The following is a 19,154-nucleotide window of genomic DNA, read 5'->3' as shown; positions in this document are numbered from 1 at the left end:
GGCTGTTATTGGTTATTACCCGGGAAACGGTCGGTAAAGAATACTTCTTCCAGCGGTAACTGACCGGCGCGAGGACGCGCATCCTGGATTTTCTTACCAATCGTGATCATCATCACGATGATGTGATCATGTGGCAGGTTGATGACCCGTGCGACTTTATCGAAGTCGAAACCATCCATCGGGCAACTGTCATAGCCCATTTCACGTGCCATCAGCATGATGCTGGTTGCGGCAATACCGGCAGAGCGGATGCACTCATCACGCATGCCCTGATGATGGTTGGTGTAATAGTTCTCGATGGCCGGCAGCATGAAGTCCTGGACTTCCTTCGGTGCATTACGCCAGTAGCGTTGTGGATCTTTCTCCCAGGCATTGAGGTCGGCACACAGGACCAGCAGCATGGAAGCGTCAGTTACCTGTGACTGGCCCCAACTGGCGATTTTGATCTGTTCACGCTTGTCCTTGTCGACCACATTGACGAAGCGCCAGTGCTGCAGATTAAAAGCGGTTGGTGACAGAATGGTATGTTCCATCAGTTCCTGAACTTCAGCTTCGGTCATCTCATGCTCAGGGTCGTAATGTTTCACAGACCGTCGACTGACGATCGCTTCTTTCACATTCATATTGGCTCTTGCTTAATTGGATAATTCGATTTTCAGATACAAAATTTGCTGCTGTTCGCCGTGACTGCGGTAGCTGGTAACACCCTCGCGTTGCTGCTCCGCGTTTTCGGTGATGCGGCCGATTTCCAGCCATTCACCGGTTTGTCCCACGACCGTAGTGATGACTTCACTACCGCGAATATCGCCATCGACCCGCGACAGCTTACTGAAGAAAGGATGTATTTCAACCCTGACCTGGCCGTCGGGCAACAGATAGGGCACAGCCTGAAAGCCGTTGGCGGTACTGATATATCGCGTTTCATTGGCAACCGCGACACCACGGGGTCCGACAAATACCAGCTGTTGTTGCTGAGGCGTATCTTCACCCAGTGAGATAGAGACCGGGTTTCCGCTGATGGTGCGTGCACGGTAGTGTTGATCGCGATCATCGCTATTTTTTGTCGACCAGCGGTTAATATTTACTGAAGCCTGGATATCTTCATCGGCCTCAAGCTCAAGCTGATCCTGCCTGCCGCGCTGATGAGAAAGGTCTTCCGTGCTGCGGGTTACCGTGACGATCAGGCTTTGCTGCGGTTTATCCAGTTGCTCAAGGAGCTGCTGCACATTGGCGAGCGTGGCCCGGTCCGATTTCAGAATCAGCACATTGTCATAAGCACGGATCGTTGCGGTTTCCGGCAGGAACGCTTCAATTTGGGGCAGGATTTCTGCTGCCAACCGGTGTTTGAGATTGATGGTATGGATTTGCGTTTCGGCAAAAACCGAGACGGATAGCAGCAGGGCAGATAACAGCAGGACGATTCTCATAGGTTCAGCCGCCTTGTATTGATATCCGGTTTACTGTGATTCCAGATTTCCTCGAAGTCCTGCTGCATTTCCCTGACCGCTGCGGGGGCGTGCATTTCAGCCCGGCCCTGGTAACGTTCGGCAACAGGGCAAAAAAGATAGGCTTTGCCATCGACCAGCATATATTGCTGGCGCAGATCCCGGTGTTTGCTGCCGGCGATATGAATGTCAATCGAACTGGTGAGCTTCTGTGCCAACGGCAGCAGGCGATGACTGTTGACCACATTTTTCTGTGTATCGTTCACAACAATACGAATACGGGTGCGTGGACTGCGCCGGGCAAACTCGCTCAGTTTTTCCGCAGCTGCATCGTTATCGAACAGTACCGGATCAATCAGCGGCCCGAAGAAACAGATTTCCTGGCGGGCCTTGTTGATGAGGTCCAAAGCCAGTTTGGCAGCCTGATCCCGACTGTCGAAAGTCAACAGTGTGCCATTATCTTCAGTCGGGATATTCTCAGTCATTGTTAACCGTTTCTGGCTTGGTCCGCCGCATTACCAATATAGCTGGCCGGTGTCATCGCTTTGAGGCTGGCTTTGGCGTCTTCCGGCAGTTCCAGTCCGTCGATGAAGTCCTGCATGATGTCTCTGTTAACACGTTGACCACGTGTCAGCTCTTTGAGTTTCTCATACGGGTTCTCGATGCCATAGCGACGCATCACGGTCTGAATCGGCTCGGCCAGCAGTTCCCAGTTGGCATCCAGATCGGCGGCCATCGCTTCCGGTGCCGGTTCCAGCTTGCCAATACCTTTCAGCGCCGAGCTGTAGGACAGCAGGGAGTGCGCAAAACCGACGCCCAGGTTACGCAGGACGGTAGAGTCGGTCAGATCACGTTGCCAGCGCGAAATCGGCAGTTTCAGGGCCAGATGATCGAAGACGGCATTGGCAATGCCAAGATTACCCTCAGCATTTTCAAAATCGATGGGATTCACTTTATGCGGCATGGTGGAGGAACCGATTTCGCCCTTAACGGTTTTCTGCTTGAAATAACCGATAGAGATGTAGCTCCAGACATCACGGCAGAAATCGATCAGCACAGTATTAAAGCGGATCATGGCCTGGAATAATTCAGCCATATAGTCGTGTGGCTCAATCTGCGTCGTGAACTGATTCCAGCGCAGACCCAGGCCAGTGACAAAGGCATGGGCCATCATCGGCCAATCGACTTCCGGGTAGGCGGCATAGTGAGCATTGTAGTTACCTACAGCACCGTTCATTTTGCCGTAGAGTAAAACCGCTGCAACATGGGTACGCTGCAATTCCAGACGCTGGACAACGTTCGCCAGTTCTTTACCCAGGGTGGTGGGTGAGGCGGGCTGACCATGGGTACGCGACATCATCGGTGTGTCAACGTGTTGCTGGGCCAGTTTGCGAATGGACGCAATGATGTTGTCCATTTCCGGCAGAATGACCTGCTCACGGGCATTTTTTAGCATGATGCCGTACGCCGTGTTATTAATGTCTTCTGAAGTACAGGCAAAGTGAACGAATTCACTGACCGCATTCAGTTCGTCATTCGCTTTGAATTTTTTCTTGATGAAGTATTCGACCGCTTTGACATCGTGATTGGTCGTACGCTCGATGTCTTTAATTTCTGCTGCATCTTCAACGGAGAAATTGGCAATCATGTCGTTGAGAAAGGTTTCCGCCTCACCGCTCAGTTTAGGGACTTCTTTGATGTCAGCATTGTTACCGAGCAAATGCAGCCAGCGCAGTTCGACTTCGACGCGGGCACGCAGTAAACCATATTCACTAAAGAACGGGCGCAGGGCTTCGGTTTTGGAAGCATAACGACCATCAACCGGCGAAATCGCGGTTAAAGCGGTTAAATCCATGAATACTCCGATGAAACTGTGTTAATTGGATTAGTTAGAAAATTGAGCCAAATTATATCAGAGTTCGCCGTGCCCAGATGCTTTCAGGTAAAATGCCTGCATCTGATTTAAGAAACTTTTGGGGTGACTATCTGTGCTAACTGAATATCAATCACATGTCGAGGAACGTGCCCAGCAAGGGCTGCCACCATTACCGCTTAATGCCGAGCAGGTATCGATTCTGGTCGAACAGCTGAAAGCCGGTGATGAAAACAGCGAAACCTTACTGGACCTGCTGATCCATCGGGTACCGCCCGGTGTCGATCAGTCTGCCTATGTCAAAGCCGGTTTCCTGACCGATATTGCTAAAGGCAATACGCAATGCGATTTGATTACGCCAGTCCGTGCCACCGAATTGCTGGGTACCATGATGGGCGGTTATAACGTCCAGTCGCTGATTGATTTGCTTGATATTGAAGAAACAGCCGCTACAGCGGAACAGGCGCTTTGCAAAACCCTGATGGTGTATGACCTCTACCATGATGTGGTGGAAAAAGCTGAAACCAACGACTATGCCAAGCGGGTATTACAGTCCTGGGCCGAGGCTGAGTGGTTTACCTCGCGTCCCAAAATGGAAGATAAAATCACACTGACCGTATTCAAGGTACCGGGTGAGACCAATACTGATGATTTATCACCGGCTACCGAGGCCTGGAGCCGTCCGGACATACCGCTCCACGCTAAAGCGATGTTGCAGAGCAAAATGGATGATCCTATTGCCGACATTGAGAAGCTCAAACAAAAAGGCTATCCGCTGGCGCTGGTTGGTGATGTCGTTGGCACCGGTTCCTCACGTAAATCAGCTATCAACTCTGTGCTCTGGCATATGGGCCACGATGTGCCTTACGTGCCTAATAAGCGTCAGGGTGGTGTGATTCTGGGCAATAATATCGCGCCGATTTTCTTTAACACCGCCGAAGATTCCGGTGCCATGCCGATCGAATGTGATGTGCAGCATATGGAAAGCGGTGATGTGATCACCATCTATCCTTATGAAGGCAAGATTGTGAATGAAGCGGGTGACACGATCAGTGAGTTCACCATGCGTCCGACGACGCTGGCTGATGAAGTCCGTGCCGGTGGCCGCATCCCGTTGATTATCGGCCGTGGCCTTACCGACAAGGCCCGCGAAACGCTGGGCATGGGCCCGTCTGACGTCTTTGTGCGTCCGGTTGATCCGGTCGATACCGGCAAAGGCTTTACCCTGGCGCAGAAAATGGTTGGCCGCGCCTGTGGGGTTGATGGTGTTCGACCTAATACTTACTGCGAACCGAAAGTCACCACAGTGGGTTCACAGGATACAACCGGTGCCATGACCCGCGATGAGTTGAAAGAACTCTCCTGTCTGGGCTTTTCTGCTGATCTGGTGATGCAGTCTTTCTGTCACACCGCGGCTTATCCGAAACCGGTTGATATCAAACTGCAACACGAACTGCCGGACTTTATCAGCACCCGTGGCGGTGTTTCTCTGCGTCCGGGGGACGGCATCATTCACTCCTGGCTCAATCGCATGATTCTGCCGGATACGGTTGGTACCGGTGGTGATTCGCATACCCGTTTCCCGATTGGTATCAGCTTCCCGGCCGGTTCCGGTCTGGTCGCTTTTGGTGCTGCACTGGGCGTGATGCCGCTGGATATGCCGGAATCGGTACTGGTTCGTTTCAAAGGCGAAATGCAGCCGGGTATCACTTTACGTGATCTGGTGAATGCCATTCCATATGCGGCGATTCAGCAGGGACTGCTGACGGTGGAAAAGAAAGGCAAGAAGAACATCTTCAACGGCCGTGTGCTGGAAATTGAAGGCCTGCCTGATCTCAAAGTCGAGCAGGCATTTGAACTGTCCGATGCCTCTGCCGAGCGCAGTGCCAACGGTTGTACCGTGCGCCTGAACAAAGAGCCGATTATCGAGTTCCTGAACTCCAATATTGCGCTGATGGAATGGATGATTGCCGAAGGTTATCAGGATGCCCGCACGCTGCAGCGTCGTATCGACTCGATGAAAGAGTGGCTGGATAAGCCGGAACTGCTGGAGCCGGATGCAGATGCTGAATATGCTGCCGTGATTGATATTGATCTGAACGAAATCACCGAGCCGCTTCTGGCCTGTCCGAATGATCCGGATGATATCAAACCACTCTCAGCAGTGCAGGGTGCCAAAGTCGATGAAGTCTTTATCGGTTCCTGCATGACCAATATCGGTCATTACCGTGCGGCCAGCAAAGTGCTGGAAAACATGAAGAGTCTGCCGGTGAAACTGTGGATTGCGCCACCAACCAAAATGGATAAGCATCAGCTCACCGAAGAAGGTGTATACAGCACTTTCGGCCGCGTTGGTGCCCGTACCGAAACACCGGGTTGTTCATTGTGTATGGGTAACCAGGCAAGGGTGGCGGATGGTGCCACGGTAGTTTCAACCTCGACCCGTAATTTCCCTAACCGTCTGGGCAACAATGCCGATGTCTATCTGGCCTCTGCCGAGTTGTCTGCGGTGGTGGCCAGCATCGGTAAAATCCCGACAGTGGCTGAATATATGGAAGCCGTTTCAGGTATTCAGCCGATGGCCGCGGATATCTACCGTTATCTGAACTTCCATGAATTGGATGAGTATCGCCAGGCGGCGAGCTAATCCCGCATTTTAAAGCACAAGAGGCTGTTTTCCTTACGGGAAACAGCCTTTTTTATAATGAACGAAACCATACAAGTCATACCCCCCATCAAGCTGGCACTGGCCTTTGTGCCGGTCTTGCTGGTTATCGGCATTATGTGGCACTGGTCACTGCAGGCCGGTAATGCCGTCTATGCCCTGATCAGGATGCTGATTCAGTTGCTGTTGGTCGGTTATATTCTGATGACGATTTTTGCTGCCGAGCAAGCCTGGATAGTTGTCACAGTGATGCTGGTGATGGTACTGGCGGCGAGCTGGATTGCGCTGGGCACAGTCAAGCCGAACCGCACAAGGTTATTCAAACATGCTTTTGTCAGTATTTTAGCGGGAGGCGGGTTGACGCTGCTGTTGGTCACCCAGCTTGTTATCAGTCTCGAACCCTGGTTTGATCCGCGCTACATGATTCCATTGGCAGGGATGATTTTTGCCAACTCAATGAACAGCGTCAGTCTGGCAGCTGAACGGCTGGCGACAGAACTGTCACGTCAGCTTTCTTTCAGGCAGGCGCGCAATGATGCGTTTCAGGCCGCGTTTATCCCGACTATCAACAGTATGCTGGCGGTGGGACTGGTCTCGCTGCCAGGGATGATGACCGGTCAGATATTATCAGGCGTGTCACCGATTGTGGCAGCGCATTACCAGATCGTGGTGATGTGCATGATTTTCGCCTCAGCGGGTCTGTCGACCGCTTTGTTTTTGCAAATCAGTAAAAAACTGTTTATTCAGCAAGCGGCGTAAAGTTCTTCAGCGGCAGCGAGGATCTTGTTGCTCTGAAACAGGAACTGCCAGCGGCGGCCGCCTTTTTGACGCCACAGAACTGCTGCACGGATACCACTTAGCAGCAGGGCACGAACTTTATTGACGTTATCCGGTTGCTGCAGATAATTCGGATCGCCGTAAACCTGTATCTGTGGTTTAAGCTGGCTCAAAGTACGATGATAAATATCGGCAAAACGGGCAATCACCTGCGGTGCCATAATCTCGCCGAAGTATTCTATCTGCTGCGGCACCTGTTCCAGTTCCAGACCGATGGTATCCATCATTTTCGGATTTTTGGCCAGTTGCCGTTCCAGATGCAGCAGGCTGATAACGTAACGCAGCAACACCACATCCTTTTGCTCTTTCTTTTTTGACAGTTGCTGGCTCAGTTCACGCAGTCCGGGACGAAGGTTGCCGATACCGCCGAATACCGCCTCGGTGGTCGGCGCATCTTCTACCAGCAGACTCTGCAAAAGAGTTTCGATATCGGTCGCGCTGGCCTGACCGCTTTCGGCGATATGCTGCACCAGCATGGCCGATTGGACGACCGCTGCGAGGGCGATGGTTCTGTCACGCTGGCGATCAGACAGGCTCATGGGTGCACCCCGGGTGCATCAGTGGAGACAATAATGCCACCGCCGAGGCAGTCATCACCCTGATAGAAAACGACCGACTGACCGGGGGTCACAGCGCGTTGCTTGTCATCGAATTCGACGTGGATTAAACCATCATCATCCTGCGTAATGGTGCAGGGCTGATCAGGCTGACGATAACGGGTTTTAGCCGCGGCACGGCAAGGGAAAGCCGGTGCTTCGCCTGCCACCCATGACAATTGTTCGGCTTTCAGGCTCTGACTCCAGAGCCAGGGGTGATCACCCTGCACCACATACAGCGTGCGGCTATCCATATCTTTACCGGCGACAAACCAAGGCTCGCCAGTGCTGTTTTTACGTCCGCCGATACCCAGACCCTGGCGCTGACCCAGGGTGTAATACATTAAACCGGCATGTTCGCCGATATATTCGCCTTCCGGCGTACGCATCTCGCCGGGCTGGGCCGGAATGTAACGGCTCAGAAACTCGCGGAACTGACGTTCGCCGATAAAGCAGATACCGGTGCTGTCTTTTTTATCGTGGTTGATAAACCCGGCTTTCTCAGCGATTTCCCGTACCTCGGTTTTGGGCAACTCGCCCAGCGGAAACAGCGTGCGGGAAAGCTGTTCCTGACCGAGGGTATAAAGAAAGTAACTCTGGTCTTTTTTATCATCCTTGCCCTTGAGCAGGTGGAATTGACCGTCACGCTCCTGCACGCGAGCGTAGTGACCAGTCGCAATCAGCACACCGCCCAGTTCCATCGCATGGTCGAGGAAGGCTTTGAACTTGATTTCGCGGTTGCAGAGAATATCGGGGTTGGGTGTGCGGCCGGCCCGGTATTCATCCAGGAAATGCTTGAACACATAATCCCAGTATTCCATCGCAAAATTGGCTTCGTGGAAGTCAATGCCGACGGTTTCCGCCACTGACATGGCGTCTTTACGATCTTCCTCAATCGTACATTCACTCTCATCAGCAAAATCGACCCAGTTTTTCATAAACAGGCCTTCGACTTTGTCATGCTGCTGTTTAAGCAGCAGCGCTGCGACTGAGGAATCGACACCGCCGGAAAGTCCGACGACTACTTTTTTCTGTTCTGCCATATCAGTTACGTAATAAATCCAGTGAATAGCGATGACCTGCCAGGTAGTCCTGAAAACATTGCAGCACAAGTGGGCTGCGATGTTCGGCCTGTCTAGCTTCAATCTGTTCCAGCGTCATCCACAGGGCGCGGTGAATATCCCCGTCCAGTTCCTGTTCCGGATTATGTTGGGCGACCTGGCCGCAAAAACAATAGCGGATATAGGTTTCGTTCTTGAGTGGATGCACCCAGCGATAGATGCCGACCAGTGCCTCGGGCTCAAACTGCCAGGCTGTTTCCTCGTCCGTTTCCCGAATAACAGCCTCAATCAGGCTTTCGTCTGGCTCGAGATGTCCGGCGGGCTGGTTGAGTGTCATTTTGCCGTTGATTTCTTCCTCGACCAGTAGAAACTGGTTGTTGCGCTCGACGACGGCGGCGACGGTGGTTCTTGGTTTCCAAATCATCACGCCATTTTATCACGACTGCCTCGTCTATCGCTCGCCATTGTCCGGGCTGCAGCCCGGACAGTTGCCATGGACCAATCGCCACGCGAATGAGCCTCAGAGTCGGGTGTCCGACGGCGGCAGTCATTCTGCGGATCTGGCGGTTACGACCCTCGCGAATGGTCAGTGAAAGCCACTGTGTCGGAATTTGCTGCCGTTCCCTGATGGGCGGGTTGCGGGGCCAGATAGCTGGTGGCTCGATCAGACTGACCTCGGCAGGCAGAGTGGGGCCGTCTTTCAGTGTGATGCCTTCGCGCAGCTGTTGCAGCGCGGTTTCATCGGGGATATTTTCAACCTGAACCCAGTAAGTTTTAGCCAGTTTGAAATGGGGATTGGCAATCAGTTGCTGCAAGGCGCCATCATCGGTCAGTAGCAACAGTCCCTCGCTATCGCGGTCCAGACGACCTGCGGGATACACACCCTCGACCTCGATAAAGTCTTTTAAAGTCTGGCGGCCCTCAGTGTCAGTGAACTGGGTGAGGATGTTGAATGGCTTGTTGAACAGCAGCAGTTGGCTCATATTAGTCGTCATTGGGTAATGGTGTTAGAATGCTCGGTTTTCAGCATGTAACCCAGTCTTAATCGGTGTTTGAGTATATCAGTGTAAGCAATCAGGTCACTGCAGCATTGGGTTGGCTGGAAAAAATATGACAAATCCGTCATCATTAGACTATCAGCAGACAGGCTATCGCACATCCGGGCTGCTAACGCTGCCACGGATGAGTCGTTGCCGGTGTCTAGGACGCTGTGTCAAACTCACAGCCCTGTTGTGAAATGGCTGAAGCCATTGGCGTCAATGCCTCAGGTTGTAGTGAAGAAGCTGCAGCTGTAATCCAAAACATCCAAGTAGAGGAAATTCAATGAAAGTTGCAGATAATACAGTCGTTGTTATCGATTACACACTCAAAGATAACGACGGTAGCGTCATCGACAGCTCGGAAGGTGCGGGTCCGCTGGCTTACCTGCATGGTGCCGGCAATATTATTCCTGGTCTCGAAGAAGCACTGTTGGGTAAAGAAGCAGGTGATGCAGTTCAGGCCAGCATCGAACCGGCCAAGGCTTACGGTGAGCGCCATGAACAACTGAAACAGGATGTGCCGCGTGAACTGTTCAGCGGTGTTGACAACGTTGAAGTGGGCATGCAGTTTCAGTCTGAAACCGAGCAGGGTCCGGTACTTGTGACGGTGACTGATGTTAAAGATGAAAGCGTCACGGTTGATGGTAATCACCCGCTGGCAGGCGTTCATTTGAATTTTGATGTGACCATTCGTGAAGTACGTGAAGCCAGTGAAGAAGAACTGGAACACGGTCACGTTCATGGAGAGGGTGGTCACCAGCACTAATCGGGATGTCTGACTGAATTCAGTTCAGCCATGTCTTAGGAAAGACGGGCGTTCCAGCCCGTCTTTTTGTCTGGAAAATGTCTCATGCAGGATCTCAATACATTAAATCGCATTTTCGGGCGCGACGATAAGGTCAGTTTTGTAGAGGGCCCGTCTGGTATGCCCCTGATTCAGGTCTCGACAGCTCGCGCTGAGGCCAAGGTTGCGCTTTATGGTGGTCAGATGTTGTCATTCAAACCGGCACGTGCTGAACATGATCTGTTCTACCTGAGTAAGAAAGCGATTTACCAACAGGGTAAAGCGATACGTGGCGGCGTGCCACTGTGCTGGCCCTGGTTTGGTGATGATCCGGGTGATCTGGGACGTCAGGCGCATGGCTTTGCCCGGAACCTTTTCTGGGAAGTGCTCGACAGTCAGCTGCATGACGACAATGTCGAAATCACACTGGGTCTGGAGTCCACAGCAACGAGTAAGCAGTGGTGGCCCAGCGAGTTCCGTCTGCGCAAGAAAATTCATATTGGCGATCAGCTTAATATTTCGCTAACTACAGAAAACAAGGGTGAAATTCCCTTCAGTGTCTCCAAGGCACTGCACAGTTATTTCCGCGTCGGTGATGTCAAACAGACCCGTGTCAGTGGCCTGGACGGCGTCGACTACCTTGACAAGACACTGGGCTTTGCCCGGCAGAAGCAGGATGGCGATATCACCACTGAAGGTGAGACTGATCGGGTTTATCTCAATGCCCCAAGCAAAGTATCGATAGTCGATCCCAGCCTGAACCGCCGTATTGAGATTGAGCATCAGGGGGCTGACAATTTTGTGGTCTGGAACCCCTGGGACAAGGCGGCACAGCTCAATGATATGTCTGCAGAAGATTATGAGCAGTTCATTTGTGTGGAAACGGCCAATGCGATCGCCAACAGCATTATTGTGGCACCCGGAGCGGTGCATCACATGCAGGTCAGTTACCGTATCAGTCCGGACAGCTGATTAACAGAGCTGAAGCTGCCTATGCAGTCATTGTTGAGAGTGTTTGAGGATCTGTTCGATAGCATTTGGGGAAACGAAACCCTGCTAGTGATGCTGGGACTCGGCTCTCTGGTTTTTTTTGTCGCATCCCTGTTTCTGATTCCGTTTCTGGTGGTCAGAATTCCAGTCGATTACTTCGCCGAGAGCAAACGGCATACTACCCCCTGGGCCGAGCAGCACTTCGTGGTTCGATGGACTGTGCTTGTCGTTAAAAATATATTTGGCCTGATTTTCGTTTTACTGGGTTTAGCTATGCTGGTGCTGCCGGGGCAGGGTCTGCTGACTTTGCTGATCGGCGTGTTATTGCTGAACTTTCCCGGTAAGTATACGTTTGAGCGCTGGCTGATTCAGCGCCCTTCAATTTATCGTGCAGTGGCGTGGCTGAGAAAACGGGCAGATCAACCGCCCTTGCACTTTGATTAAGGTGTCAGCGCCAACGCTGACGGAGCTCAGTGCGGTTAAGTGCCAGCCATTGAATGGCAATGATCGGGATCGCTGACTCAATGCGGCCGTTTTCCAGCAGTTGCCAGACTTCTTCAAAGGGCAGACTACTGACAGCGATATCCTCATCCTCATGATCGACGCCGTGAACGCCGCCGACTTCACGGGTGTCGACCCGGCCACAGAACAAGGTCAGATATTCTGAGGTGCCACCAGGTGAGGTGAAAAATTCGCGGATTTTTATCATTTCCTGCACTTCACAACCGGCTTCTTCCATCGCTTCACGACGCGCCACATCTTCAGCAGTCTCACCCGCCTCCATGGCACCGGCGACAATTTCCAGCAGCCAGGCTTCTTCCTGGCTGGATTTCAGAATAGCCCCTGCACGAAACTGTTCAATGATGACGACTTCATCACGTTCCGGGTCGTAAAGTAGGACGGCAACACAGTTACCGCGATGGAAAACTTCGCGAACAATTTGACTGCTCCAGCCACCATTGTAGAGCGTGTGCTCAAGCGTGTACTTCTTGATGTTGAAAAAGCCTTTAAAAGGCATTTCCTCTTTTACAATACGGAAACGTTTGTCACTCATGGTTGCTCAATTGTTTGGCAGGTTGTAGTGAGGTAAAGGCCTGTTCAGTATCGATACCCTGCAGACGCCGCAACACGGCTGTGAACACGGCTTCATCTTCGACATGCTCCAGTTTCACCGGCAGATAACCCAGTGCCGGCGCACACCACAGTGTGGTTTCACGGTCATTGGGTTTTTCGCGGTGGCGGGTCAGCTTGATGGTTTCGATCTGTCCCATCGGTGTTGTGATGGTTTCCCTGGCCAGGACTTTGATTTCGTAAGTTTTAAGATGGCCGCCATCGGCGATGAGATAGTCAACCTGCTTGATGCCCTTGTTCAGATCCCGCATCAGGCTGATCTGATACACCAGTTTATCCAATACGCCGGTCTTAATGTCGAGTTCCCAGGGGTGCTCACGGTCATCAATACTGACCTGTTTCTGCCGCCAGTTGAACTGCATCTGCAGGAATTTATCTTTCTTGCCACCGGTACGCTGATAGCGGTAGCGCTGGGGTGTGACACGGTCATCAACCAGCTTCCAGACACTAGTCTCTTCGATGACATCGGGTTTGAAGAAAGAAAAGACCCCCTTGGCCTGTGATACCGAGCTGAATTTACGCAGCCCGTTTTCCTGCGTCGTAAGCGTGCGTTTGAGCTCTCCGGCCTGTATGCCGTTCAATCTGACCAGGTAATTGGCAGAGAAGTCAGGAATATCACTGGCCAATGCCGGATTGCTGAGGCAAAAAAGCAGGATATAACTGAACAGTCTGAGCATATTTATTCCGTTTGTTGTGACACCAGCTTCTGTATGGCAGCTGGATAAAGCAGATGTTCCTGCTCCAGCACCCGGGCCGCCAGCGTATCGGCATCATCGTCAGGCAATACCGGCACGCGGGCCTGTAATATTACCGGACCATCATCCAGCTCTGCTGTGACAAAATGCACACTGGCGCCATGCTCGGTTTCGCCAGCTTCAATCGCTCGCTCATGGGTGTGCAGCCCCTTGAATTTAGGCAGTAGGGAAGGGTGAATGTTGAGCAGGCGGCCGCTGTAGTGCTCGACAAAATCGGCTGTCAGAATTCGCATAAAACCGGCCAGGATGACAAAGTCCGGCTGGTAAGCGTCGATGGCCTCAGCCATGGCGGAATCAAAACGCTCGCGGCTGTCGAATTGTTTGTGATCAATCACCTCGGTGTTGATACCGGCCTGTTGGGCGAATTCAAGGCCTGCCGCATCAGGACGGTTGCTGATGACTGCGGCAATATCAACAGCGAGTTCGTTTTTGCTGGCTGCTTCAACAATTGAGCGCATATTGCTGCCACGGCCGGAAATCAGGATCACCAGTCGTGCTTTGGAACGAGGTTCAGTCATCTCAGTTGATTACCACACTATCTTCGTCAGCAGCGCGGTTTTCAATCTGCCCAATCAGGCTGGCTTCTTCACCCAGACCATGCAGCAGGCTGAGCGCGGTGTCCGCCTCTTCCGCTGCGACAATAACGACCATGCCAATGCCGTTGTTGAAGGTGCGGTACATTTCCTTGTCTTCAACATTGCCCTGTTCCTGCAGCCAGTCAAATACAGCAGGACGTTGCCAGCTGTCGGCACTGATAACCGCTTTCTTATCTTCAGGCAATACCCGTGGAATGTTTTCCAGCAGACCGCCGCCGGTGATATGCGACAAAGCATGAATACTGATTTTGTCATTCAGTTCAAGCAGAGACTTAACGTATATCCGGGTGGGCGCCAGCAGTTTTTCACCCAGTGTGCTTCCGTCGAAATCATCATTCATCGACTGACCACTGCGTTCCAGAATTTTACGGATCAGGGAGTAGCCGTTGGAGTGAGGACCGGAAGCGGCGAGACCGATCAGTTTGTCACCGGTAGCGACTTTGCTGCCATCGATAACGCCGTCTTTTTCGACGACGCCAACACAGAAACCAGCCAGGTCATAATCACCGTCTTCATACATGCTGGGCATTTCCGCTGTTTCGCCACCGACCAGTGCAGCGCCTGCCTGCAGACAGCCTTCAGCAATACCGGAAACCACGGATTCAGCAACATCGACATCCAGTTTGCCGGTGGCATAGTAGTCAAGGAAGAACAGCGGCTCGGCGCCCAGGACGGCGATATCATTGGCACACATGGCGACCAGATCAATACCGATAGTGTTGTGAATACCGGCTTCAATGGCGAGGCGCAGTTTGGTCCCTACGCCATCGGTGCCTGATACCAGAACCGGCTGCTTGTAACGATCCAATGGCAATTCAAACAGACTGCCGAAACCACCCAGGCCGGCCATTACGCCGGGACGACGGGTTTTCGCCGCGTGGGGTTTGATACGATCCACCAGTGCATTACCGGCCTCGATATCAACACCGGCATCACGATAACTGAGAGAAGTGCGAGAAGAATCCGCGCGATCGGTCATGGTTTGTTCCTGAAAATTTATACTGGTTGCAGACGCTTAACAGCTCGATCCCGACAGACCGGCCTGCAGGTCGTCACACGTTGAAAACAGCGTGTTAGAATACCACAATGCATCGATTATTTATTGCCCTAATTTTGCTCAGTTTAACCTTTGGCAGCCAGGCTGCCGAGGTGGATAATCTTTACCAGGCCTCGACACCGGTCAGCTCGCGCGACCAGCAGGAAAGGGCAAAGTTGATGCCACAATTACTACAGCAGGTGATGCTTAAAGTCGTCGGTAACCAGGCCCTGCTGGAAACAGCGCCACTGGCCCCCGTACTGTCCAGGGCTGAGCAGTTTATGCAGCAGTACGAATACCGGCGTACCAACATTATCGGCGCGGATTTAACTCAGCCTGATGAGCTCTCCCTGTCTATGCGATTTGACCCGGCAGCGGTTAATCGCGCCGTTAAAGAACTTCAGCTGCCTGTCTGGGGCAATAACCGACCCGATATTTTAATCTGGGCAGTCGTCGACAATAATGGCGAAGCCAGTATCCTTGGACTGGAAAGCTCACCGATGGGCGTTTTCAGACCGCTGAACCAGGCCGCAGATCAACGCGGTTTACCGATTTTATTGCCATTGATGGATTTACAGGATCAGGGGGCTTTATCGGTCGCCGATATCCGTGAAGACAATCAGGCAGCGATTGATGCCGCTTCTGATCGTTATGGTGCTGATATCGTCATGACCTCCGTGATGCAGTTTAATGGTGATCAGGTACAGGTTCAGTGGCAGGCAAATGGAGCGGGCATCAATACCTCCTGGCAGTCGCAGGGATCGGTGCGCGAGGCATTTGCTGCAGGCATGGGCCATCTGGCTGATAATCTGGCGCTGCAGTTTGGCCAACTGGTCGACAACGGCAGTGAATCACAGCGACTGACCATGCAAATCAACGACGTGCTGAGCTACGCCGATTTCAGCCGATTGATGGCTTATCTGGAAAAGCTTGAACTCATCAGCGATATTCGTGTCATCAACCTGGGAGCGCAACAACTGGATCTGGATATCGCCTTTCGAGGCAGTATGGATGTGTTGCAGAAAACGCTGGCCGTTGGCAGTTTACTGATCGAAGAGCCGCAATCTGAAACCAGCGACACCAAACAGTATCGGTTATTACATTGAGTTTGAGAGATATCCCCAATCTGATTTCATTGCTGCGTATCGTGCTGGTTGCACCTGTGGTGTGGGCGCTGGCAACGGAGCAGTTTGAGCTGGCTTTGCTGTTGTTTGCCGTCGCCGGTATCTCAGATGGTCTGGATGGCTTTCTGGCCAAACACTTCCACTGGGAATCGCGGCTGGGTTCAATTCTTGATCCGATTGCTGACAAGCTATTGCTGGTTGCTACCTTTGCCAGCTTAACCTGGCTAGGCCTGCTGCCACTTTGGTTGTTGTGGCTGGTGCTGGGGCGTGATCTCATCATTATCGGCGGTGGGCTGGCTTATCATTATTATCTCGGGCAATTTGATCTCAGTCCGTTGTGGAGCAGCAAAATCAACACCACCCTGCAGATTGCACTGGTATTGCTGGTGATGGTTCAGCAACAGTGGCTGCCGGGACTGGACAAGGTAGTCACGATTGGCATCTGGCTGGTTGTAGCGAGTGTCATTAACAGCGGCACGGAATATGTTCTGGTATGGGGAGCGAGAGCATGGCGGCAGATCAAACAAAAACGATGAGCGATACCAATAAACTGATAGTCCTGGTCAGTCTGATTGCCGGGGGCTGGTTACTGTTTCAGCTGTCAGCAGTGTTGATGCCTTTTTTTATTGCCGCTTTGCTGGCCTATCTCGGTGATCCCCTGGTGGACAGACTGGAAAACTGGAAACTGTCGCGCGGAGTGGCAGTGACCGTGGTATTCGCTGTCTTGTTTATAGCCATGATCATCCTGTTGCTGGTTCTGTTGCCGATGCTGAGCGGTCAGGTGACCAAATTGTTTACCAACCTGCCGGGCTATCTGAATATGGCACAAAAAGCGCTGGAGCCGTTACTGACCAGCGCCGGTCTGCCCAGTGATGTTTTCAATCTGCAAACCCTGAAACAGGCGCTGAATAATTACTGGTCTGAAATGGGCAATGTGGCCGGCGGCGTCTTCAGTTATGTGACTCAATCCGGTATGGCACTGCTGCAGTGGGTCGGGAATCTGGTATTGATACCGGTGCTGACATTTTATCTGTTACGCGACTGGGATTTACTGGTAGCGCGTTTCCGAGAACTGCTGCCACGGCGATATTCGGGCAAAGTCATTGAAATGTCACTGGAATGTGACGACATGCTGGCTGGCTTTATCCGTGGCCAGTTGATGGTGATGCTGTCACTGTCCATCATTTACACAATCGGCCTCAGTCTGATTGGTCTGGAACTGGCGCTGTTGCTGGGTGTGATTGCCGGCCTGGTGAGTTTTGTGCCTTATCTGGGGTTGATTGTGGGTATTGCACTGGCCGGCCTCGCTGCTTTTTTCCAGTTCGGTGAATGGTTGCCGGTGTTCTATGTTGTGATTGTATTTACTGTGGCGCAATCGATAGAGGGCATGTTGCTGACGCCCCATTTTGTCGGCGAGCGCATTGGTCTGCATCCGGTGGCGGTTATCTTTGCAGTACTGGCTGGCGGCAAATTATTTGGTTTTACCGGCGTATTGCTGGCATTGCCCGTAGCGGCGGTTGTGATGGTACTGTTGCGGCATGCGCATCAGCGCTATGTCAGCAGTCATCTTTATTCCTGAGTTAATTCATTATCATGACTGTTGCCCAAACCCAGTTAACCCTGCGCCTGACGCCACAGGAAATTTATCGCCTGGATAATTTCCTGTTTGCCAAACCTGAGACCGAACAGGCATTACAGGCTTTCTGTGAGCTCGACAATCTCGATTTTCTCTATCTCTACGGCGAAGGCGGTACCGGCAAGACCCACTTATTGATTGCCTGTGCCGAACGCGTTCAGCAGCTGGGCTACCGTGTAATCTATTTGTCACTGGCCGAGTTGATTCAAACCGCTCAGCCCGCCGTGCTGGAGTCGCTTGAGCAGGCTGATTTACTCTGTCTTGACGATCTGGAAGCAGTCGCCGGCAAACGCGAATGGGAAGTGGCACTTTTTCATTGTTTCAACCGGCTGCATGATGTCCGGGGACACTTGCTGGTTGCGACCGAACATAACCCGGCCAACATCGCCATCGAGCTACCTGATTTGCGCTCACGTCTGGCCACCGGCCTGGTCTATCAACTGACCACAATGAACGATGAACAGAAACAGCAGGCTTTGATATTGCAGTCACAAATCCGCGGTCTGACCATGACGGAGGAGGTGGCCCAATATCTGTTACGACATTATGGCCGCGATATGCCGGCACTGATGACCGTGCTGCAACGGCTCGATAAAGCGTCATTGCAGGCTAAACGGAAATTGACGATACCCTTTGTCAGGCAGGTGCTCAACGATGGCTAAGGCCCGTCTGAGCCTGGTGCTGCCTGACTATGCTATTTTCTTTGCTAATGAACTTAATCGCGGCCTGGTGCCTGAGTCTGTAAACCGCTGTCTTAAAAAAGCCCGTTTCCACGCCGATGACAGTCCTTATTACCGGCGGCTATTATCCTTATTTGCTGAGCAGAAGCTTAAAGGCACAGATTTGCCCATTGCTCGATTGCGGGGAGGCAGTCAAAACAGTCTCTGTGCCGATCCCTGTTATCTCCACCCGGACCGGGATCAACTGTTGCTGTTTTACCGGGATCTGGATTTAAGTATCGATGAAGCAGAGGCTATTGCCAGCCGTGTACAGCCTTTACTGAATGAATTTGATGCCCGACTCACAGTTCTGGAAGCCGATAAATGGCTGCTTGAATGCAATGAACTGCCGCTCGTGGATTTGGCTGCCAAAGAGGGGCTGCATGGGCGCCCCGTCTCCGGTTACATGCCCAGCGGAGAGGGCGCGCAGGACTGGATTCGGCTATGGAATGAAATTCAGATGCTGTTATTTGATTGCCCGGAAAACCAGGCACGGGAAGCCGCCGGCAAAGTCCCGATCAATAGCCTCTGGTTCTGGGGCAAAGGAGCGCAGCCGTCCTGGCGAGCCTGGCCGCACGTGTCTGGTGAAGCACCGCTGTTGAAAACACTGGCTGTTGAAACCGGCTCAGATTACCAAAGCGGTATGTCCGAGTTCGAACAGATTAGCGCCAGACAGGCGGTACATGTTCTCGCCTTTGATCCAGAAAGTGACTGGGATCAACAATGGCAGACGCTCGCCCAAAACTGGCTGTTACCGGCCATGCGGGCATTGAAATACTGGCGTCTTGGCGGGTTAGAACTGATTATTCCGGAGTGGGGCGATTATAAACTGACTCCCTTATCAAGCTGGCGGTTCTGGTAATGAC

The 19,154-nt window shown here is 52.3% G+C and carries 22 protein-coding genes; 10 read left to right on the top strand and 12 right to left on the bottom strand.

All coding sequences use genetic code 11. The features are described 5' to 3' along the window. Positions 1-5: 5 nt before the first annotated feature. Genes FH755_RS08915 through purB form a run of 4 tightly spaced genes read right to left on the bottom strand, consistent with a single transcriptional unit; the run spans position 6 to position 3,300 of the window. On the bottom strand, positions 6-623 hold the full coding sequence (locus FH755_RS08915; protein ID WP_292440697.1) for a nitroreductase family protein: 618 nt from the start codon (positions 621-623) through the stop codon (positions 6-8). Positions 624-635: 12 nt separating this feature from the next. Then, positions 636-1,427, bottom strand: a complete 792-nt coding sequence (locus tag FH755_RS08910) for a secretin N-terminal domain-containing protein (protein WP_292440695.1) — start codon at positions 1,425-1,427, stop codon at positions 636-638. Next, on the bottom strand, positions 1,424-1,930 hold the full coding sequence (locus FH755_RS08905) for a hypothetical protein (RefSeq protein ID WP_292440693.1): 507 nt from the start codon (positions 1,928-1,930) through the stop codon (positions 1,424-1,426). The genes FH755_RS08910 and FH755_RS08905 overlap by 4 nt, the downstream gene beginning before the upstream one ends. Positions 1,931-1,932: 2 nt before the next feature. Then, a complete protein-coding gene (gene purB / locus FH755_RS08900; RefSeq protein WP_292440692.1) occupies positions 1,933-3,300 on the bottom strand; it encodes an adenylosuccinate lyase in 1,368 nt (455 codons plus the stop codon). Positions 3,301-3,433: 133 nt separating this feature from the next. On the opposite strand from purB, the gene acnB reads away from it, so the two are divergent. Both acnB and FH755_RS08890 read left to right on the top strand, forming a co-directional pair. Further along, positions 3,434-5,965, top strand: a complete 2,532-nt coding sequence (gene acnB / locus FH755_RS08895; protein ID WP_292440690.1) for a bifunctional aconitate hydratase 2/2-methylisocitrate dehydratase — start codon at positions 3,434-3,436, stop codon at positions 5,963-5,965. A 57-nt stretch (positions 5,966-6,022) separates the two neighbouring features. After that, the gene (locus FH755_RS08890; RefSeq protein ID WP_292440688.1) at positions 6,023-6,742 is read left to right on the top strand and encodes an ABC transporter permease; all 720 of its coding nucleotides are present in this window, start codon (positions 6,023-6,025) and stop codon (positions 6,740-6,742) included. Here FH755_RS08890 and hflD read toward each other — a convergent pair. Genes hflD through FH755_RS08870 form a run of 4 tightly spaced genes read right to left on the bottom strand, consistent with a single transcriptional unit; the run spans position 6,727 to position 9,460 of the window. Further along, positions 6,727-7,359, bottom strand: coding sequence for a high frequency lysogenization protein HflD (gene hflD / locus FH755_RS08885; protein ID WP_292440687.1), 633 nt, complete (start codon positions 7,357-7,359; stop codon positions 6,727-6,729). The genes FH755_RS08890 and hflD overlap by 16 nt on opposite strands. After that, a complete protein-coding gene (gene mnmA, locus FH755_RS08880; RefSeq protein ID WP_292440685.1) occupies positions 7,356-8,459 on the bottom strand; it encodes a tRNA 2-thiouridine(34) synthase MnmA in 1,104 nt (367 codons plus the stop codon). The genes hflD and mnmA overlap by 4 nt, the downstream gene beginning before the upstream one ends. Before the next feature lies 1 nt (position 8,460). Continuing rightward, complete coding sequence (locus FH755_RS08875; protein WP_366658751.1) at positions 8,461-8,841, bottom strand: NUDIX hydrolase; 381 nt, start codon at positions 8,839-8,841, stop codon at positions 8,461-8,463. Continuing rightward, positions 8,762-9,460, bottom strand: coding sequence for a pseudouridine synthase (locus FH755_RS08870; RefSeq protein ID WP_292440683.1), 699 nt, complete (start codon positions 9,458-9,460; stop codon positions 8,762-8,764). Before FH755_RS08870 ends, FH755_RS08875 begins: the two co-directional genes overlap by 80 nt. Before the next feature lie 340 nt (positions 9,461-9,800). Between FH755_RS08870 and slyD the strand changes: the two genes are divergently transcribed. The 3 genes from slyD (at position 9,801) to FH755_RS08855 (ending at position 11,735) form a co-directional block, all read left to right on the top strand. Next, positions 9,801-10,283: a peptidylprolyl isomerase gene (gene slyD / locus FH755_RS08865; RefSeq protein WP_292440681.1), complete on the top strand. Its 483-nt coding sequence runs from the start codon at positions 9,801-9,803 to the stop codon at positions 10,281-10,283. 84 nt (positions 10,284-10,367) lie between these two features. Beyond that, positions 10,368-11,273, top strand: coding sequence for a D-hexose-6-phosphate mutarotase (locus tag FH755_RS08860; RefSeq protein ID WP_292440679.1), 906 nt, complete (start codon positions 10,368-10,370; stop codon positions 11,271-11,273). A gap of 21 nt (positions 11,274-11,294) precedes the next feature. Then, positions 11,295-11,735, top strand: coding sequence for a PGPGW domain-containing protein (locus FH755_RS08855; RefSeq protein ID WP_292440677.1), 441 nt, complete (start codon positions 11,295-11,297; stop codon positions 11,733-11,735). A gap of 4 nt (positions 11,736-11,739) precedes the next feature. Here the strand turns inward: FH755_RS08855 and FH755_RS08850 are convergent, their stop codons facing one another. The 4 genes from FH755_RS08850 to purM are packed head-to-tail and all read right to left on the bottom strand — an operon-like array spanning position 11,740 to position 14,752. Continuing rightward, a complete protein-coding gene (locus FH755_RS08850) occupies positions 11,740-12,345 on the bottom strand; it encodes an NUDIX domain-containing protein (protein WP_292440675.1) in 606 nt (201 codons plus the stop codon). Next, entirely contained in the window at positions 12,338-13,099 is a 762-nt protein-coding gene (locus FH755_RS08845; protein ID WP_292440673.1) for a DUF3108 domain-containing protein, read from the bottom strand. Before FH755_RS08845 ends, FH755_RS08850 begins: the two co-directional genes overlap by 8 nt. 2 nt (positions 13,100-13,101) lie before the next feature. Beyond that, entirely contained in the window at positions 13,102-13,695 is a 594-nt protein-coding gene (purN, locus tag FH755_RS08840; RefSeq protein WP_292440671.1) for a phosphoribosylglycinamide formyltransferase, read from the bottom strand. A gap of 1 nt (position 13,696) precedes the next feature. Next, positions 13,697-14,752 carry a phosphoribosylformylglycinamidine cyclo-ligase gene (gene purM / locus FH755_RS08835; RefSeq protein WP_292440670.1) on the bottom strand — a complete coding sequence of 352 codons (1,056 nt, stop codon included), beginning with the start codon at positions 14,750-14,752 and terminating at the stop codon, positions 13,697-13,699. Positions 14,753-14,859: 107 nt separating this feature from the next. On the opposite strand from purM, the gene FH755_RS08830 reads away from it, so the two are divergent. From FH755_RS08830 to FH755_RS08810, 5 genes are read left to right on the top strand one after another with little or no spacing between them, the layout of a single operon-like run. Continuing rightward, positions 14,860-15,915 carry a DUF2066 domain-containing protein gene (locus tag FH755_RS08830; RefSeq protein WP_292440668.1) on the top strand — a complete coding sequence of 352 codons (1,056 nt, stop codon included), beginning with the start codon at positions 14,860-14,862 and terminating at the stop codon, positions 15,913-15,915. Next, on the top strand, positions 15,912-16,469 hold the full coding sequence (locus tag FH755_RS08825) for a CDP-alcohol phosphatidyltransferase family protein (protein WP_292440666.1): 558 nt from the start codon (positions 15,912-15,914) through the stop codon (positions 16,467-16,469). Before FH755_RS08830 ends, FH755_RS08825 begins: the two co-directional genes overlap by 4 nt. Then, positions 16,442-17,512, top strand: coding sequence for an AI-2E family transporter (locus FH755_RS08820; RefSeq protein ID WP_292440664.1), 1,071 nt, complete (start codon positions 16,442-16,444; stop codon positions 17,510-17,512). Before FH755_RS08825 ends, FH755_RS08820 begins: the two co-directional genes overlap by 28 nt. A 14-nt stretch (positions 17,513-17,526) precedes the next feature. After that, entirely contained in the window at positions 17,527-18,231 is a 705-nt protein-coding gene (hda, locus tag FH755_RS08815) for a DnaA regulatory inactivator Hda (RefSeq protein ID WP_292440662.1), read from the top strand. After that, complete coding sequence (locus FH755_RS08810; protein ID WP_292440660.1) at positions 18,224-19,150, top strand: hypothetical protein; 927 nt, start codon at positions 18,224-18,226, stop codon at positions 19,148-19,150. The genes hda and FH755_RS08810 overlap by 8 nt, the downstream gene beginning before the upstream one ends. Positions 19,151-19,154 lie beyond the last annotated feature (4 nt).

It is taken from the genome of Methylophaga sp. (genome assembly GCF_009711715.1).
In the GTDB taxonomy this organism is placed as follows: Bacteria; Pseudomonadota; Gammaproteobacteria; order Nitrosococcales; family Methylophagaceae; genus Methylophaga.
This window is presented reverse-complemented; position numbering and strand designations above follow the sequence as displayed.

What these genes read in the sequence shown, in the direction of transcription:
- FH755_RS08915 (WP_292440697.1), bottom strand. Translation starts at nt 623, where the DNA reads ATGAATGTGAAAGAAGCGATCGTCAGTCGACGGTCTGTGAAACATTAC.
- FH755_RS08910 (WP_292440695.1), bottom strand. Translation starts at nt 1,427, where the DNA reads ATGAGAATCGTCCTGCTGTTATCTGCCCTGCTGCTATCCGTCTCGGTT.
- FH755_RS08905 (WP_292440693.1), bottom strand. Translation starts at nt 1,930, where the DNA reads ATGACTGAGAATATCCCGACTGAAGATAATGGCACACTGTTGACTTTC.
- purB (WP_292440692.1), bottom strand. Translation starts at nt 3,300, where the DNA reads ATGGATTTAACCGCTTTAACCGCGATTTCGCCGGTTGATGGTCGTTAT.
- FH755_RS08890 (WP_292440688.1), top strand. Translation starts at nt 6,023, where the DNA reads ATGAACGAAACCATACAAGTCATACCCCCCATCAAGCTGGCACTGGCC.
- hflD (WP_292440687.1), bottom strand. Translation starts at nt 7,359, where the DNA reads ATGAGCCTGTCTGATCGCCAGCGTGACAGAACCATCGCCCTCGCAGCG.
- mnmA (WP_292440685.1), bottom strand. Translation starts at nt 8,459, where the DNA reads ATGGCAGAACAGAAAAAAGTAGTCGTCGGACTTTCCGGCGGTGTCGAT.
- FH755_RS08870 (WP_292440683.1), bottom strand. Translation starts at nt 9,460, where the DNA reads ATGAGCCAACTGCTGCTGTTCAACAAGCCATTCAACATCCTCACCCAG.
- slyD (WP_292440681.1), top strand. Translation starts at nt 9,801, where the DNA reads ATGAAAGTTGCAGATAATACAGTCGTTGTTATCGATTACACACTCAAA.
- FH755_RS08860 (WP_292440679.1), top strand. Translation starts at nt 10,368, where the DNA reads ATGCAGGATCTCAATACATTAAATCGCATTTTCGGGCGCGACGATAAG.
- FH755_RS08855 (WP_292440677.1), top strand. Translation starts at nt 11,295, where the DNA reads ATGCAGTCATTGTTGAGAGTGTTTGAGGATCTGTTCGATAGCATTTGG.
- FH755_RS08850 (WP_292440675.1), bottom strand. Translation starts at nt 12,345, where the DNA reads ATGAGTGACAAACGTTTCCGTATTGTAAAAGAGGAAATGCCTTTTAAA.
- FH755_RS08845 (WP_292440673.1), bottom strand. Translation starts at nt 13,099, where the DNA reads ATGCTCAGACTGTTCAGTTATATCCTGCTTTTTTGCCTCAGCAATCCG.
- purN (WP_292440671.1), bottom strand. Translation starts at nt 13,695, where the DNA reads ATGACTGAACCTCGTTCCAAAGCACGACTGGTGATCCTGATTTCCGGC.
- purM (WP_292440670.1), bottom strand. Translation starts at nt 14,752, where the DNA reads ATGACCGATCGCGCGGATTCTTCTCGCACTTCTCTCAGTTATCGTGAT.
- FH755_RS08830 (WP_292440668.1), top strand. Translation starts at nt 14,860, where the DNA reads ATGCATCGATTATTTATTGCCCTAATTTTGCTCAGTTTAACCTTTGGC.
- FH755_RS08820 (WP_292440664.1), top strand. Translation starts at nt 16,442, where the DNA reads ATGGCGGCAGATCAAACAAAAACGATGAGCGATACCAATAAACTGATA.
- hda (WP_292440662.1), top strand. Translation starts at nt 17,527, where the DNA reads ATGACTGTTGCCCAAACCCAGTTAACCCTGCGCCTGACGCCACAGGAA.
- FH755_RS08810 (WP_292440660.1), top strand. Translation starts at nt 18,224, where the DNA reads ATGGCTAAGGCCCGTCTGAGCCTGGTGCTGCCTGACTATGCTATTTTC.